The 14215-nt window shown below is 60.1% G+C and carries 12 protein-coding genes; 5 read left to right on the top strand and 7 right to left on the bottom strand.

Annotated features, from left to right (window positions below; all coding sequences use genetic code 11):
* Positions 1–24: 24 nt before the first annotated feature.
* The 4 genes from ACFWYE_RS24885 to mnmE form a co-directional block, all read right to left on the bottom strand.
* Positions 25–813 carry a ParA family protein gene (locus tag ACFWYE_RS24885; protein WP_129412391.1) on the bottom strand — a complete coding sequence of 263 codons (789 nt, stop codon included), beginning with the start codon at positions 811–813 and terminating at the stop codon, positions 25–27.
* Between the two features lie 43 nt (positions 814–856).
* Positions 857–1486: a 16S rRNA (guanine(527)-N(7))-methyltransferase RsmG gene (rsmG, locus tag ACFWYE_RS24880; protein ID WP_379114893.1), complete on the bottom strand. Its 630-nt coding sequence runs from the start codon at positions 1484–1486 to the stop codon at positions 857–859.
* Positions 1483–3354, bottom strand: a complete 1872-nt coding sequence (gene mnmG / locus ACFWYE_RS24875) for a tRNA uridine-5-carboxymethylaminomethyl(34) synthesis enzyme MnmG (protein WP_379114892.1) — start codon at positions 3352–3354, stop codon at positions 1483–1485. Before mnmG ends, rsmG begins: the two co-directional genes overlap by 4 nt.
* Positions 3355–3545: 191 nt before the next feature.
* A complete protein-coding gene (gene mnmE, locus ACFWYE_RS24870) occupies positions 3546–4862 on the bottom strand; it encodes a tRNA uridine-5-carboxymethylaminomethyl(34) synthesis GTPase MnmE (RefSeq protein ID WP_379114912.1) in 1317 nt (438 codons plus the stop codon).
* 54 nt (positions 4863–4916) lie between these two features.
* On the opposite strand from mnmE, the gene ACFWYE_RS24865 reads away from it, so the two are divergent.
* Positions 4917–6935 (top strand): thioredoxin domain-containing protein, encoded by a 2019-nt coding sequence (locus ACFWYE_RS24865; RefSeq protein ID WP_379114891.1) that lies wholly within the window; start codon positions 4917–4919, stop codon positions 6933–6935.
* A gap of 129 nt (positions 6936–7064) precedes the next feature.
* On the opposite strand, the gene rho is transcribed toward ACFWYE_RS24865, so the two are convergent.
* The 3 genes from rho to hemE form a co-directional block, all read right to left on the bottom strand.
* Positions 7065–8327 (bottom strand): transcription termination factor Rho, encoded by a 1263-nt coding sequence (rho, locus tag ACFWYE_RS24860; RefSeq protein ID WP_129412386.1) that lies wholly within the window; start codon positions 8325–8327, stop codon positions 7065–7067.
* A gap of 172 nt (positions 8328–8499) precedes the next feature.
* Positions 8500–9036, bottom strand: a complete 537-nt coding sequence (gene hemJ, locus ACFWYE_RS24855; protein ID WP_379065138.1) for a protoporphyrinogen oxidase HemJ — start codon at positions 9034–9036, stop codon at positions 8500–8502.
* Entirely contained in the window at positions 9033–10061 is a 1029-nt protein-coding gene (hemE, locus tag ACFWYE_RS24850) for a uroporphyrinogen decarboxylase (RefSeq protein WP_379114890.1), read from the bottom strand. The genes hemJ and hemE overlap by 4 nt, the downstream gene beginning before the upstream one ends.
* Before the next feature lie 398 nt (positions 10062–10459).
* On the opposite strand from hemE, the gene ACFWYE_RS24845 reads away from it, so the two are divergent.
* From ACFWYE_RS24845 to ACFWYE_RS24830, 4 genes are all read left to right on the top strand, one after another.
* Positions 10460–11284 carry a pyruvate, water dikinase regulatory protein gene (locus ACFWYE_RS24845; RefSeq protein ID WP_379065134.1) on the top strand — a complete coding sequence of 275 codons (825 nt, stop codon included), beginning with the start codon at positions 10460–10462 and terminating at the stop codon, positions 11282–11284.
* 117 nt (positions 11285–11401) lie between these two features.
* On the top strand, positions 11402–11995 hold the full coding sequence (locus ACFWYE_RS24840) for a TetR family transcriptional regulator C-terminal domain-containing protein (RefSeq protein WP_379114889.1): 594 nt from the start codon (positions 11402–11404) through the stop codon (positions 11993–11995).
* Entirely contained in the window at positions 11992–12894 is a 903-nt protein-coding gene (locus ACFWYE_RS24835) for a haloalkane dehalogenase (protein ID WP_379114888.1), read from the top strand. Before ACFWYE_RS24840 ends, ACFWYE_RS24835 begins: the two co-directional genes overlap by 4 nt.
* A gap of 133 nt (positions 12895–13027) precedes the next feature.
* Positions 13028–14131, top strand: coding sequence for a DNA alkylation repair protein (locus tag ACFWYE_RS24830; protein WP_379114887.1), 1104 nt, complete (start codon positions 13028–13030; stop codon positions 14129–14131).
* Positions 14132–14215 lie beyond the last annotated feature (84 nt).

The following is a 14215-nucleotide window of genomic DNA, read 5'->3' as shown; positions in this document are numbered from 1 at the left end:
CGGAAATGCTCCGGTGTATCGGTTCTACGCAGCCCGCAGCTGGCGCTCGCGGCGAATCACTTCCGAAGCCAGCTGCAGATACGCCTGGCTGCCGGAACATTTGAGATCATAGAGGATTGCCGGCTTGCCGTAGGACGGCGCTTCCGACACCCGCACATTGCGTGGGATGATCGTCTCATAGACCTTGTCGCCCATATAGGCGCGCACATCCTGCACGACCTGGTTGGCGAGGTTGTTGCGACCATCAAACATGGTGAGCACGATGCCCTGGATGCTCAAATTCGGGTTGATCGATCCGCGCACCTGTTCGACCGTTTCGAGGAGCTGGCTCAGACCTTCCAGCGCAAAGAACTCGCACTGCAATGGAACCAGAACCGAATCAGCCGCCGCCATCGAATTCAGCGTCAGCAGGTTGAGTGACGGTGGACAGTCGATCAGCACATAGCTGAACTGGTCGGAAGCATGAATCGCATTGCGCAGCCGCAGCACGCGGTCGGGCGCCGAAGCGATCTCCATCTCGATGCCAAGCAGGTCGAGCGTGGAAGGAACGATCGAGAGCCCCGGGACAGCGGTCGGCATCGCCGCGGCTTCCAGGTCGAGCTGACCGGTGAGCACATCATAGGAAGAGACGGCGCGATCGCGACGATCGATGCCCAGCCCGGTGCTGGCATTGCCCTGCGGGTCGAGGTCGACGATGAGCACACGCTCACCGATCGCGGCGAGCGCCGTGGCCAGGTTGATGGCGGTGGTCGTCTTGCCGACGCCGCCCTTCTGGTTGGCAACCGTGATGATCCTGGGTCCGGTGGAGGTCATGGGTTTCCGCCACAAATTCATTTCGCTAGCATCACACGTTGAATCAAAGTCTGCGAACATTTCGCAGTTCAAGCACAACCCCTTGTGGGTCGATCGCGCTTGGATGTTCTATCAGATCGAAGCGCCAGCGGTGAGTGCTTTCTTCGATTTCCCGCTGATAATCCCGGCCTTTGTGGAACAAGGCATGTGCGCCCGAGGCCAGCCAGGGCTCGGTAATATCCAGAAGATCGATCAGCGAAGCCAAAGCCCGCGCTGTGACGATCTGCGGCATGCCCACAAGTGGATATGAGTCTTCGATGCGCTTGGCGATGATCCGTGCTGGCAATCGAAACTGCCCGACGGTGGCCTGCAGGAACCCCGTCTTCTTGCGATTGCTCTCGACAAGATCGATCGAACCACCACGCTCGCCGAGCAGAAATGCCATCACCAGCCCTGGGAACCCGCCGCCGGAACCGACGTCGACCCAGCGCTTTGCGGTCGGTTCGATCGCTGCCAGCTGGGCGCTGTCCAGGATATGACGTCGCCAAACATCCCCTTCCGTCGATGCCGCAACGAGATTTATGCTCTGGTTCCATTTCAGGAAATGCGCTTCAAAGGCTTCAAGTGCCGCAAACGTTTCACGTGAAACGTCTCCCGCCACCGCCTTCAGGCTCTCAAACGATGCGGCGCTCAAGCGGCACCTTTCTCGGCCACTTCCGCATTTCGGATATGGGCGACAATCACGGCAAGTGCGGCGGGTGTCATGCCTTCCATACGCTGCGCTTCGGCAACCGACCTCGGCTTGCGGTCCCGCATCTTCTGTTTGAGTTCGTTGGACAGCCCCGAAACGCCGCCAAAATCCAGATCGCCCGGGATCAACCTGCCTTCTTCCCGGCGCAGTTGTTCCGCATCCGCCTTCTGGCGATCCAGATAGACGGAGTATTTGGCTTCGATCTCCAGAGCTTCAGCCGTCTTGGCATCGATGGTGGCGAACTGCGAATCAATCCTGCTCAGCCAGGCGACATCGACATCCGGATACGCCAACAACTCGTAGGCCGAACGCCGGACACCATCCCTGTTGATCTCCAGGCCATGGCTCGCAGCTTCGTTCGGAGTGAACCGAACCTGTTTGGCCAGCGCGCGGGCCTGGTCGATTCGCATCCTGATTTCCTCAAAGCGACGGGTGCGTTCTGCCGAGACGATGCCAAGATCGACGGCCTTCTGGGTCAATCGTTCATCGGCATTGTCGGCGCGCAACGACAACCTGAACTCCGCGCGCGATGTAAACATACGATAGGGCTCTGCGATACCTCGACTTGTCAGGTCATCGATCATCACCCCGATATAGGCTTCCGTGCGGCTGAGCACGACCTGTTCGCCGCCACCCGCACGCCGCGCTGCGTTCAAACCCGCAACAAGCCCCTGCGCTCCGGCCTCTTCGTAACCGGTCGTTCCATTGATCTGGCCGGCGAGAAACAAGCCTCGAACCTTACGGGTCTCGAGCGACTGGTGCAGTTCACGCGGATCGACGTGGTCATATTCTATCGCGTAACCCGGCTGCAGCATCGTCGCGCGCTGGAGGCCCGGGATTGTCTTCAGCAATTCGAGCTGCGCATCTTCCGGCAGGGAGGTCGAGATTCCATTCGGATAGACAGTCGGGTCATCCAGTCCCTCCGGCTCCAGAAATATCTGATGGCCTTCGCGATCGCCGAACTTGACGATCTTGTCCTCGATGGATGGGCAATAACGCGGCCCGATCCCTTCGATCTCCCCGGAGTACATCGCAGAACGACTGAGGTTGGCGCGGATGACGGCATGCGTCTCCGGGGTCGTGCGCGTTATACCGCAATCGATCTGTGGATTGCGGATGCGATCCGTCATAAGCGAGAATGGGACCGGGCTCTCATCAGCAGCCTGGCTTTCCAGAACCTTCCAGTCGATCGTGCGCCCATCCAGCCTGGGCGGCGTGCCTGTCTTCAGGCGTCCAAGCTTGAAGCCGATACGTTCCATGGTCGCCGACAGGCCAACCGAGGCCTGTTCGTTCATACGTCCGGCCACGATCTTGCGATCTCCGATATGGATCAATCCGCGCAGGAACGTTCCGGTCGTCAAAACCACGGCGCCGCAAGCCAGTCGGCGCCCGTCTGCCAGCAAAACCGCTGAAACGGCATTGTTCTCGACCTCGAGGTCGAAAACCTCGCCCTCGACGACATCGAGATTGGACTGGGCCTGAATGGCGTCCTGCATGGCCAGACGATACAGCTTTCGATCGGCCTGCGTACGGGGGCCACGCACCGCGGGACCCTTGCGGCGATTGAGCAAGCGAAACTGGATGCCGCCGGCATCTGCCACTCGGCCCATAAGGCCATCCATGGCGTCGATCTCGCGAACAAGATGCCCCTTGCCGAGCCCACCAATCGCCGGGTTACACGACATCACCCCGATGGTATCGAAGCGCAACGTCATCAACGCACACCGCGCACCGGCACGGGCAGCCGCGCTGGCCGCCTCGCAACCAGCATGCCCGCCTCCAACCACGACAACGTCGTAGCTGCTCATCATCGTTTATGCTCCTGGAGTTTCGCTTGCGCTGTCATGTTCTTCCGAATGATTCCTGTCAAGAAAAACCGACGTTTCACGTGAAACACGCATCAGTTGCGGCGAGATGGATCCGCCTGTTGTTTCACGTGAGTCACTCCAGTCGGCGTGTTTCACGTGAGTCACCTCCCATCCGGACCGCTGTTTCACGTGAGTCACTTGCCAATGCAGAACTGCGAGAAGATGACGTCGAGGAGATCTTCCACATCAACAGCCCCGACGATCCGGCCGAGCAGGTCCCCGGCCAAACGCAGATCCTCCGCTTGCAGCTCGAGATCGCGTTGCGACAACGCTCGCTCGATGAACACCTTGCTTTCATCCAGTAGTTCCACGTGGCGCAAGCGCGATGGCAACAAGCTGCCGCTGCCGCCTGCAGCCTCCTCCGCCAATTCGCCGAGTCTCGCCAGAAGCTGGCCTAGGCCCTCACCCGTCCTGGCGGAGACGAGCAGGTCGAACTCCGAACGGTCCGTAACCTCGGCCAGAAGGTCGAGTTTGGTCCCAACTCGAAGCTGGCGCGACGCAGCGGGCAATTCAAGATCACGCGCGCCATCTGTCAGGTCCTGAAGGACCACCACCAGATCGGCGGTTTTTGCCCGGTCTCTTGCCCGCCTTATTCCAATCCCTTCCACGGTGCCGGCTTGCTCCCTTAATCCCGCGGTGTCCGTCAGCCGAACTTTCAGGCCGTGCAGGTCGAGCGCAACCTCCAGAAGATCGCGGGTCGTACCCGGCTCATCGCTGACAATGGCAGCCTCACGCCGGGCCAACGCATTAAACAGGCTGGACTTTCCGGCATTTGGCGCACCGACGATCACCACGTCGAAGCCTTCACGAATGATCTCGCCCGCGCGGAACCCGGCAACATGCTCGGCGATCTCGTTGGAAAGCTTGCGCATATCAGACCAGACGGTATCCGAGACCGAGCCCGGAATGTCGTCTTCATCGGCGAAATCGATCTCAGCCTCGATCATTGCGCGCGCATGGATCAAGCGCCGGCGCCAACCGTCGTAAAGTTCGCTCTGGGCGCCGCTCGCATTGAGCAAGGCAAAACGGCGCTGCGATTCTGTTTCGGCGTTGATCAGGTCAGCAAGAGCTTCGGTCTCGACGAGATCCAGCCTGCCGTTCAGGAAGGCTCGTCTGGTGAATTCACCGGGTTCGGCATGACGGATGCCGTCAATGGCGGTCAATGTCCGCAGCAGGGCAGACACCACAGCCTTGCCACCATGGACCTGGAACTCCGCGACATCTTCACCGGTGAAACTGGCCGGCCCAGCGAAGAAGATCGCCAACCCGGTGTCGATCAGGGATCCGTCGGGCTGCCTCAGCCGCCGCAACACCGCCTCACGTTCAGGTATCGATGCGCCCAGAATCGTTTCGACGGCGAATCGAGTCCTGGAACCGGATAACCTTACCACCGCCACTCCGGCCGGCAGCTTCCCACTCGACAGCGCGACGATCGAATCCGAAAATCTCATTGTTCGCTCTTCGAAATGCCCTAACCTTCCGGGCAAAGACAACAGGCTGGAACCGTGACCTTACCGCAGAAAAACCTGCTTGCTGAAGAAGCAAGCCCGTACCTGCGCCAACATGCGCAGAATCCCGTTCACTGGCGAGCCTGGTCGCAAGCAGCCCTGGATGAGGCACGTGCGCTGAACCGCCCGATCCTGCTGTCCGTCGGTTATGCCGCCTGCCATTGGTGCCATGTCATGGCGCATGAGAGCTTCGAAAACGACGAGATCGCCGGCGTCATGAACCGCTTCTTCGTCAACATCAAGGTGGATCGCGAGGAGCGCCCCGATATCGATCAGATCTACATGGCTTCACTTTCGGCCATGGGAGAACAGGGCGGCTGGCCACTGACCATGTTCCTGACACCCGATGGCAAACCGTTCTGGGGTGGAACCTACTTTCCGCCGCGCTCACGCTACGGCCGTCCGGGTTTCGTGCAAGTGTTGGAAGCGATCGACAAGGCCTGGCGGGAAAAGCGGGATAGCTTGAGCCAAAGCGCCGACGGTTTGATCGCCCATGTTGCCACGCGTCTATCCGCAACCCAGCCAAGGAACGCCCTCGACCGGCAGGCCCTGGGGAGGCTCGCCGACGGCATCGCCGGGATGATTGACTGGACGGAAGGCGGATTGAAGGGCGCTCCGAAGTTCCCGAATGCACCCTTCATGACCACGCTTTGGCTTTCCTGGCTGCAAACCGGAAACACAACGCATCGCGACGCCGTTCTTTTCTCGCTGCGGAAGATGCTCGCCGGCGGCATCTACGATCATGTCGGCGGCGGCCTTTGCCGTTATTCGACGGATGCGGAATGGACCGTGCCGCACTTTGAGAAGATGCTCTATGACAACGCCCAGTTGCTGCGAATGGCGAACTGGGCCTACGCGACAAGCCTGGATGAACTGTTCCGGATACGAATCGAAGAAACGATTGCCTGGCTTTCGCGTGAGATGCGCACCGAGACCCAGGCTTTTGCTTCCAGCCTCGATGCGGACAGCGATGGCGAAGAGGGTCTTTTCTATACCTGGAGCAAAGATGAGATTGCTGAAACCCTCCAGACGGATGTCACCGCGTTTGCCGGCCATTACAGCCTTTCCGCTCCCGCCGGCTGGGAAGGCAAGCCCATCCTGCGACAGAGCGACGAGCAGAGCGAACGAGAGATTGCCGACTATCCAGCGGTGGCGGACCTGAAAACAAGGCTCCTTGCCGGCCGGGCCAGCCGTATCCGCCCGGGCCGAGACGACAAGGTACTGACCGACTGGAACGGCCTGCTGATCACGGCCCTGGCCGAATGCGGGCGAAGCTTCGGCCGAAGCGACTGGATCGATCTCGCCGCCAAAGGCTTTGCAGGCATCCTGGCCACTGCTGAGGCCGGGCGCCTGCCGCATTCCGTTCTCGGCCATAGGAAACTGTTCCCGGCCTTGTCCACCGACTATGCAGCGATGATCACCGCGGCGACAGCGCTGTTCGAAGCAACCAATGATGCGGGATACATCGATATCGCCAGAAATCTGGCGGAACAGCTTCAGCGGTGGCATGCCGACGCGGATCACACGGGTTACTTCCTGTCTGCTTCCGACAGCAGCGATGTTCCGATCCGCATTCGGGGCGACGTCGACGAGGCCATCCCGTCCGCAACCGGGCAGATCATTGAAGCCCTGGTGCGGCTGGCGACCGGGACAGGCGACATCGCGCTTCACGAAAAGGCATTGGTGATCGCCGAACACGCCTTGGGCCGAGCAGGCCAGCAGACCTATGGTCAGGTCGGCATCGTCAATTCCTGCGCATTGGCGCTTGATCCGTTGAAACTTGTTGTCGTCGAGGATCCGGACCAACAAAGCCTCGTTGCGGTAGCGAATCGAAATCCCGATCCGCGTCGCATCGACATAGCGGTTGGTCTGGGTGGTACTGCACCAAGCCTGCCGGGCGATGTTCTGCCTTCGACAGACAAGCCTGGCGCCTATCTCTGCATGGCCCAGTCCTGTTTGCCACCGGTGTCCGAACCCGGCGAGTTGGCAAAGCTTCTTCGCCCGAAAATGACGTAAGGAATTTCCACCAGACGCGTCAGCGGCTGACCAGTCCGGAGCCGCACTCGATATCCTCGGAAACGAAAAGCGCGCTCTTTCGGAGCGCGCTTTTCCTAAGCCGTTCGATCTCGTTCGAGAACTTACGGATCAGGTGTTCATCGAATCGAAGAAGTCGCCATTGGTCTTGGTCTGCTTCAGCTTATCGATCAGGAATTCGATCGCATCGGTCGTGCCCATCGGCGCGAGAATACGACGCAACACGAAGATCTTCTGCAGATCCTGTCTCTGCACCAGCAGGTCTTCCTTACGGGTGCCCGACTTGAGAATGTCCATCGCCGGGTAGATACGCTTGTCGGCGACCTTGCGGTCGAGCACGATTTCCGAGTTGCCGGTACCCTTGAACTCTTCGAAGATCACTTCATCCATGCGGCTACCGGTATCGATCAGCGCCGTCGCGATGATGGTCAGCGAGCCGCCTTCCTCGATGTTACGAGCCGCACCGAAGAAGCGCTTCGGCCGCTGCAGGGCATTGGCGTCGACACCGCCCGTCAGTACCTTGCCGGAGGACGGTACGACGGTGTTGTAGGCGCGGCCGAGGCGGGTGATCGAATCGAGCAGAATGACGACGTCACGGCCGTGCTCGACGAGGCGCTTGGCCTTCTCGATGACCATTTCCGCGACCTGAACGTGGCGAACCGCCGGCTCGTCGAAAGTCGAGGACACAACCTCGCCCTTCACCGAACGCTGCATATCCGTCACTTCTTCCGGGCGCTCGTCGATCAGAAGCACGATCAGATAGCATTCCGGGTGGTTGGCGGTGATGGAATGAGCAATGTTCTGCAGCAGCACCGTCTTACCGGTACGCGGCGGCGCAACGATCAGACCACGCTGGCCTTTGCCGAGCGGCGCCACCAGATCGATGACACGGGCCGACAGATCCTTGGTCGGCGCTTCGATTTCCATCTTCAGCCGCTCGTTCGGATAGAGCGGCGTCAGGTTGTCGAAGTGGATCTTGTGCCGGATCTTTTCCGGATCGTCGAAATTGATGGTGTTGACCTTGAGCAGCGCGAAATAGCGTTCGCCTTCTTTCGGGCTGCGGATCGGCCCTTCGACCGTATCGCCTGTCTTCAGTGAGAAACGGCGGATCTGCGAGGGCGAGATGTAGATATCATCCGGGCCTGGCAGATAGTTGGCGTTGGCCGAGCGTAGAAAGCCGAAGCCGTCCTGCAAAACCTCGACAACGCCGTCACCGATGATCTCGATATCCTGTGCCGCGAGCTTCTTGAGGATCGCGAACATCAGCTCCTGCTTGCGCATCACGCTGGCGTTTTCGACCTCGAGCGATTCGGCAAACGCGATCAGATCGGTCGGTTTCTTGTTCTTGAATTCTTGGAGTTTCATTTCCTGCATGAGAGGAGCCTAAGTGTAAAAATGGGAAAATGGGCCGGCGAGAGAAAATGCCGAACGCGACCGAAAGGTAGGAAGCTAAATGGGGCGCGTGACGAGGAGAGACCCGTCTTGTACCGTCACGCCAACCAAAGAGCAAGGCGCGAAATCATAGGTTCCGCCAAGCTTTCGCCGCTTAGAACGGCTTTACGATCACCAGCACAACAATGATGATCATCAGCAATGTGGGGATCTCGTTGACGATCCGCCAGTGCCTTGCCGGTTTTTCATTGCGATCTTCTGCGAATTTGCGAACCGCAGCCGACAGATAGCCATGTACCGCAGACAACGCCACCACGGCCGCGAGCTTGGCGTGCAGCCAGCCACCCTGGAACCCGAACCCCTTCCAGGCCAGCCACAAGCCGAACGCCCAGCTGATCACCATCGCCGGATTGATGATGCCGCGCAGCAGGCGCCGCTCCATTACCTTGAAAGTCTCTGACTGCTGCGAACCACGCTCGGTCTCGGAATGATAGACGAACAGCCTCGGCAGATAGAGCATGCCCGCCATCCAGGAAATCACCGCAATCACATGGATGGCCTTGGCCCAGGGATAGAAATCCTCCGGCGCCACCAGATAGAGCAGCGCCGCCAGAACCAGAAAGACGACAATGGCGATCGCCGCGCGGCGCATGGCCTGCCCGCCGCTGGCCGCGCTGTTGCTGTCGGTCATCGGCGGCTCCTCACCTGCTTCACCATGGCCTCGACATGCGCGATCGGCGTTTCCGGCGTGATGCCGTGACCAAGGTTGAAGATCAACGGCCCGTCGGCCAGCACATCCAGGATGGCATCGACACCCTCCTGCAAGGCGCGTCCACCGGCGACAAGCCGCAGTGGATCCAGATTGCCTTGCACCGCGCCGCCCTTCTGCAAGGCCTTCGCCGCGGTCAACGGCACGGTCCAGTCGAGGCCGAGGCCTGATATGCCTGTCCTGGAGCGATAAGAGGCGTAGTTGGCGCCTGCACCCTTTGGAAAGCCTATCACCGGAACATCCGGATGCACGGCATGGACCTGCCGTATGATCTCGGCCACCGGCTCGACACAGAAGGCCTGGAAGGAAGCTTCGTCCAGCACCCCGGACCAGGAATCGAATATCTGCACGACATCCGCACCCGCTTCGATCTGGCGGATGAGATAGGATGCAGACTGATCGGCCAGCGTCTTCAAAAGCCGTTTGAAAGCGTCCGGCTCGCGATAGGCAAACAGTCTGGCCGGCGCCTGGTCCGGCGTGCCGTGGCCGGCAATCATGTAAGTCGCTACAGTCCAGGGTGCTCCGCAGAACCCGATCAGGGTGGTTTCATCCGGCAATTTTCGGCGCAGTTGGCGCACCGTTTCGTAAACCGGTGCCAGATTCACGTGAAACAACTCGGTGTTCAGCGCATCGACCTCATCAGCCTGGATCGGCGTCAGGAGTGGTCCGCGGCCTTCCTCGAAGCGCAGATCGCGACCGAGCGCATGCGGTACAACCAGGATATCGGAGAACAGGATCGAAGCGTCGAAGCCGAAACGCTCAATCGGTTGCAGCGTCACTTCGACCGCCAGATCCGGATTGTAGCAGAGATCGAGAAAGCTGCCCGCCCGTTTCCGGGTTTCGCGATACTCAGGCAGATAACGGCCAGCCTGGCGCATCATCCAGAGCGGAGGCGGAGAAACCGTCTCCCCTTTCAGCACTTCAAGCACAGTCCGTCTGACAGCCATGAGCCCGCTTTCGAAAGCCTATCTAAAACTAAAAGAGATTCTAAAAGAGTCTTCTGATTCTACGAGTCTGTTTGAATCGGGGATGTCGAGCTGTCCAGCATCGGGCGCCAAAACGCCAGTCTCCATAATGTCGCGCGGTTTGCTCCGCAGCCTTGGGAACAGTGGGGAAAACCCGAATCCATATTTGGAATCAAGGTACTGTCTGCCGTGATCTTTTGTCTCGGCTGTGAACGAGATCCAGCCAGATTCCGTCCTCCCCAGACTTGTCCCCAGCTGTCGAAAAAAGCTGACAGCGGCTTCAATTGTGGACAAGTGGCCATCTGATACAGTCGCTTTTGCACACCCGCCGGATTGGTCCCGACTTATCCACATCCACCCACAGCACGACGCGAGTCCTTGTGAACAAACCGCAAAGCTTCTTCCACCTGCACCTGATTTCAGACGCCACCGGAGAGACCCTGCTGGCCGCCGGCCGTGCCGCATCGGCGCAATACAAGGACGCGCGCGCCATCGAGCACATCTATCCGCTCATCCGCACCGAAAAGCAGTTGATGAAGGTGTTCGACGACATCGAGGAGGAGCCGGGCATCGTGCTCTACACGGTTGTGGATCAGGCGCTTGCCCATCGTATCGACGAACGCTGCGCGGCCATGGGCCTGCCCTGCGTGTCGGTGCTGGAGCCGGTGCTGGCGGTCTTTCAATCCTATCTCGGCACGCCGGCTGGCCGGCGCGTCGGCGCCCAGCACGTCCTGGATGCCGAATATTTCCGGCGTATCGACGCATTGAATTTCACCATGGAGCATGATGACGGCCAACTGCCGCTCGACATGGAACAGGCCGATGTCGTGCTGATCGGCATTTCGCGCACCTCGAAGACGCCGACCTCGATCTATCTGGCCAACCGCGGCATCAAGACCGCCAACATCCCGATCGTGCTCGGCGTGCCGGTGCCGCAGGCGCTGGTCGAAGCGAAAACACCGCTGGTGGTTGGCCTGGTGGCTACGGCCGAGCGCATTTCACATGTCAGGCAGAACCGCCTGCTGGGGTCGACCACAGGTTTTGATTCCACCGCCTATGTCGACCGGGCTTCCATCAATGAGGAGTTGACCTACGCCCGCCAGCTCTGCGGGCGCCACGGCTGGCCCACCATAGACGTCAGCCGCCGCTCGATCGAAGAGACAGCCGCGGCCATCGTGGCCTTGTTGCGCGAGAAGACGCGGTAGAAACACCGCTTCTCTCCGGTTCCCGGCACCAGGTGCCATTTAGGTTTCGGCAACGCCTTTCATGGTGGTTCAGATAAGCGCCTTGACTTTAATACGTACGTACGTATTAAATGGGGCATGGCTAGACACTCACTCCGCGAAAACCTTCTCGACGCCGGTTTCCAGACCATCTGGGATGCCGGCTACAGCGCCGCAGGCGTGCGCGATATCGTTGCCGCGGCAGGAGCCAAGCCCGGTTCCTTCACTAACCACTTCCCATCCAAGGAAGCCTTTGTCGGCGAGGTGCTTGACCGCTACTTCGCCTATGTCTCGGGGCTGGTCGAGCAGGCATTGGCCGAGGACGGCACACCACCGGTGGAGCGGCTGCGGCGTTATCTCGACATCATCACCTCCAGGCTGGAAGCGGCGGATTGGTCACGCGGCTGCATGATCGGCAATCTCAGCCTCGAGACGGTCGTGCACAGCGAGCCGCTTCGGCTGCAGCTGGTCGCCATCTTCGAGCGTTGGCGCGAACCGTTTGCTGAATGCATCGAGCAGGGACAGGCGGCCGGCCAGATCACGGATCGCTTCAACGCGGTCGACCTTGCCGATTTCCTGCTCTCCTCGTGGCAGGGTGCCATGTTGCGCATGAAGGTCGAACGCAGCCCGGAACCGCTCGAGCGGTTCAAGACGATCGTTTTTGGAACTGTTTTTGGAGGCGTTTCAACATGACCGAACAGCAGTTTGAACGTCACGAGGTGGCAGTACTCGATTCAACGATGAGCTATGTCGAAGCCGGCAAGGCAGGCCCGACCGTCCTGTTCCTGCACGGCAATCCAACCTCCTCCTATATCTGGCGCAACATCATACCGCATGTGTCGCCGGTTGGCCGGTGTATTGCCCCCGATCTGATCGGCTATGGCCAGTCCGGCAAGCCCGATATCGGCTACCGCTTCTTCGACCAGGTCCGTTACCTCGACGCCTTTATTGAAAGGATGAACCTCGACGACATCGTACTGGTGGCGCAGGATTGGGGTACGGCGCTTGCCTTCCACTTCGCCGCGCGACGTCCGCAACGGGTGCTTGGGCTCGCCTTCATGGAATTCATCCAGCCTTTCGCGCGCTGGGAAGACTTCCACCAGCGGCCGCAGGCGCGCGACCTGTTCAGGGCGTTCCGTACACCGGGACAGGGAGACAAGCTGGTGCTCGACGACAATATCTTCATCGAACGCGTGTTGCCGAACTCCGTACTGCGGACGATGACCGAGGATGAGATGGATGCCTACCGGGCGCCATTCCCGACGGCCGAGACCCGCAAGCCGATCCTTGCCTTGCCCAACGACATGCCAATCGAGGGCAAACCGGCGGATGTCGCAGCCATCAGCGCGCACGATCATCGCGCGCTGAGAGCGTCCACCTTTCCAAAGCTGCTCTTCCACGGCGATCCCGGCGCGCTGGTCTCCCCGGAAGCAGCGCGCGCCTTCGCGGCCCGGTTGACGAACTGCGACGTCATCAATCTCGGAGCAGGCGCGCATTATCTGCAGGAAGACCATGCCGATGCGATCGGCGCAGCGCTGCAAGACTGGATCCCGGAGATTGCGACAAGGTCCCGCGAGCTCCAAAGAGCTTGAGGCTGGACCATTTCGGGCCGTCAATCCGGCTGGTGAGGGATTTCTCCTGCCAGACTGTGTCAGGAAACCTGATGGCGTGGCGCCGCGATCCGGACTACAGCGGACTGACGGCTCAGCACAGGGCGAAACAGGCATGACGGAAGTACAGGCAGCGCCGGCGCTGAAGGAGATCTTCGACAGGGCACGGCTCAGCCATTTTGCACGTGAAACCGCGGCGATCGCCCCGGGTTTCGATGCCGAACGGTTTTTGCTGCTTGCCACCGACAATCTTGACGCGCTCGGCATCATGCAGCGGCTGCGCCAGACCGCTGTCGGTTTCCAGGCAACTCTGCCGGCCAGTTACGGCGAGGCACTGGAGATCCTCGATGCGCTCGCCCCGCGCATCAATCATGGCTTTGCCTCGATCGTCCTTTCCGAATTCGTCGCGCTGTGCGGACAGGAGCATTTCGATCTTTCCATGAGGGCGTTGCACAATTTCACCCGCTATGGTTCGGCGGAGTTCGCGATCCGTCATTTCCTGGCACGCGATTTCGAGCGCACGCTGGCTGTGATGATCAGCTGGGCGCATGACGACAATGAGCATGTGCGACGACTCGCCAGCGAAGGCTCGCGGCCACGCCTGCCGTGGTCGTTCAACCTGAAAACCCTGATCAGCGACCCGGCGCCGACGGCCCCCATCCTCGAAGCACTGAAAAACGACAGCAGCCTCTATGTCCGCAAATCTGTGGCCAATCATCTCAACGACATCACCAAAGACAATCCAGACCGGGTCATTGAGCGTGTCGGCGGCTGGGATATGCAGAACGCCCACACCGTCTGGATCGTCAAGCACGCGCTGCGCACGCTGATCAAGAAAGGTGATGCGCGGGCTCTACAGCTCATCGGCAGCACAGGCACGCCGGAGGTCGACGTCGAGCATTTCGCGGTGACGCCGTCCCGGATTCGTCTTGGCGAGCGGATCGTGCTTGAGGCGCGGATTGCCTCGACGGCAAGCAACAACCAGAAGCTCGTGATCGATTATTCCGTCCACTATGTGAAGAAGGCGGGCACGGCCTCGAAGAAGGTGTTCAAGCTGAAGGAGATCGAGTTGGCGCCGGCGGCAAGGGCAGAACTTTCCATCAGCCAGGTCGTTCGCGACTTCACCACCCGCAAGCACCATGCCGGTCATCATCGCGTCGAGCTGATCGTCAATGGCGAGATCCTGGCCACCAGCGGGTTCGATCTCGCGCTGAGCTAGGTGGGTGCGGCACCACGGCCGCGTTTCCGTTCGACAGGCGGGTTTGTCGCTGCTAGAAGCCGGCGCAACGAACGGAATTCCTGT

This window comes from Mesorhizobium sp. NPDC059025, assembly GCF_042739655.1.
Lineage (GTDB): Bacteria > Pseudomonadota > Alphaproteobacteria > Rhizobiales > Rhizobiaceae > Mesorhizobium.
Note: the sequence above shows the minus strand (reverse complement) of the source record. Positions and strands in the feature narration are given on the sequence as shown.

Coding starts and splice junctions, on each gene's coding strand:
- ACFWYE_RS24885 (WP_129412391.1), bottom strand. CDS start 813: ATGACCTCCACCGGACCCAGGATCATCACGGTTGCCAACCAGAAGGGC.
- mnmG (WP_379114892.1), bottom strand. CDS start 3,354: ATGATGAGCAGCTACGACGTTGTCGTGGTTGGAGGCGGGCATGCTGGT.
- mnmE (WP_379114912.1), bottom strand. CDS start 4,862: ATGAGATTTTCGGATTCGATCGTCGCGCTGTCGAGTGGGAAGCTGCCG.
- rho (WP_129412386.1), bottom strand. CDS start 8,327: ATGCAGGAAATGAAACTCCAAGAATTCAAGAACAAGAAACCGACCGAT.
- hemJ (WP_379065138.1), bottom strand. CDS start 9,036: ATGACCGACAGCAACAGCGCGGCCAGCGGCGGGCAGGCCATGCGCCGC.
- hemE (WP_379114890.1), bottom strand. CDS start 10,061: ATGGCTGTCAGACGGACTGTGCTTGAAGTGCTGAAAGGGGAGACGGTT.
- ACFWYE_RS24840 (WP_379114889.1), top strand. CDS start 11,402: ATGGCTAGACACTCACTCCGCGAAAACCTTCTCGACGCCGGTTTCCAG.
- ACFWYE_RS24835 (WP_379114888.1), top strand. CDS start 11,992: ATGACCGAACAGCAGTTTGAACGTCACGAGGTGGCAGTACTCGATTCA.
- ACFWYE_RS24830 (WP_379114887.1), top strand. CDS start 13,028: ATGACGGAAGTACAGGCAGCGCCGGCGCTGAAGGAGATCTTCGACAGG.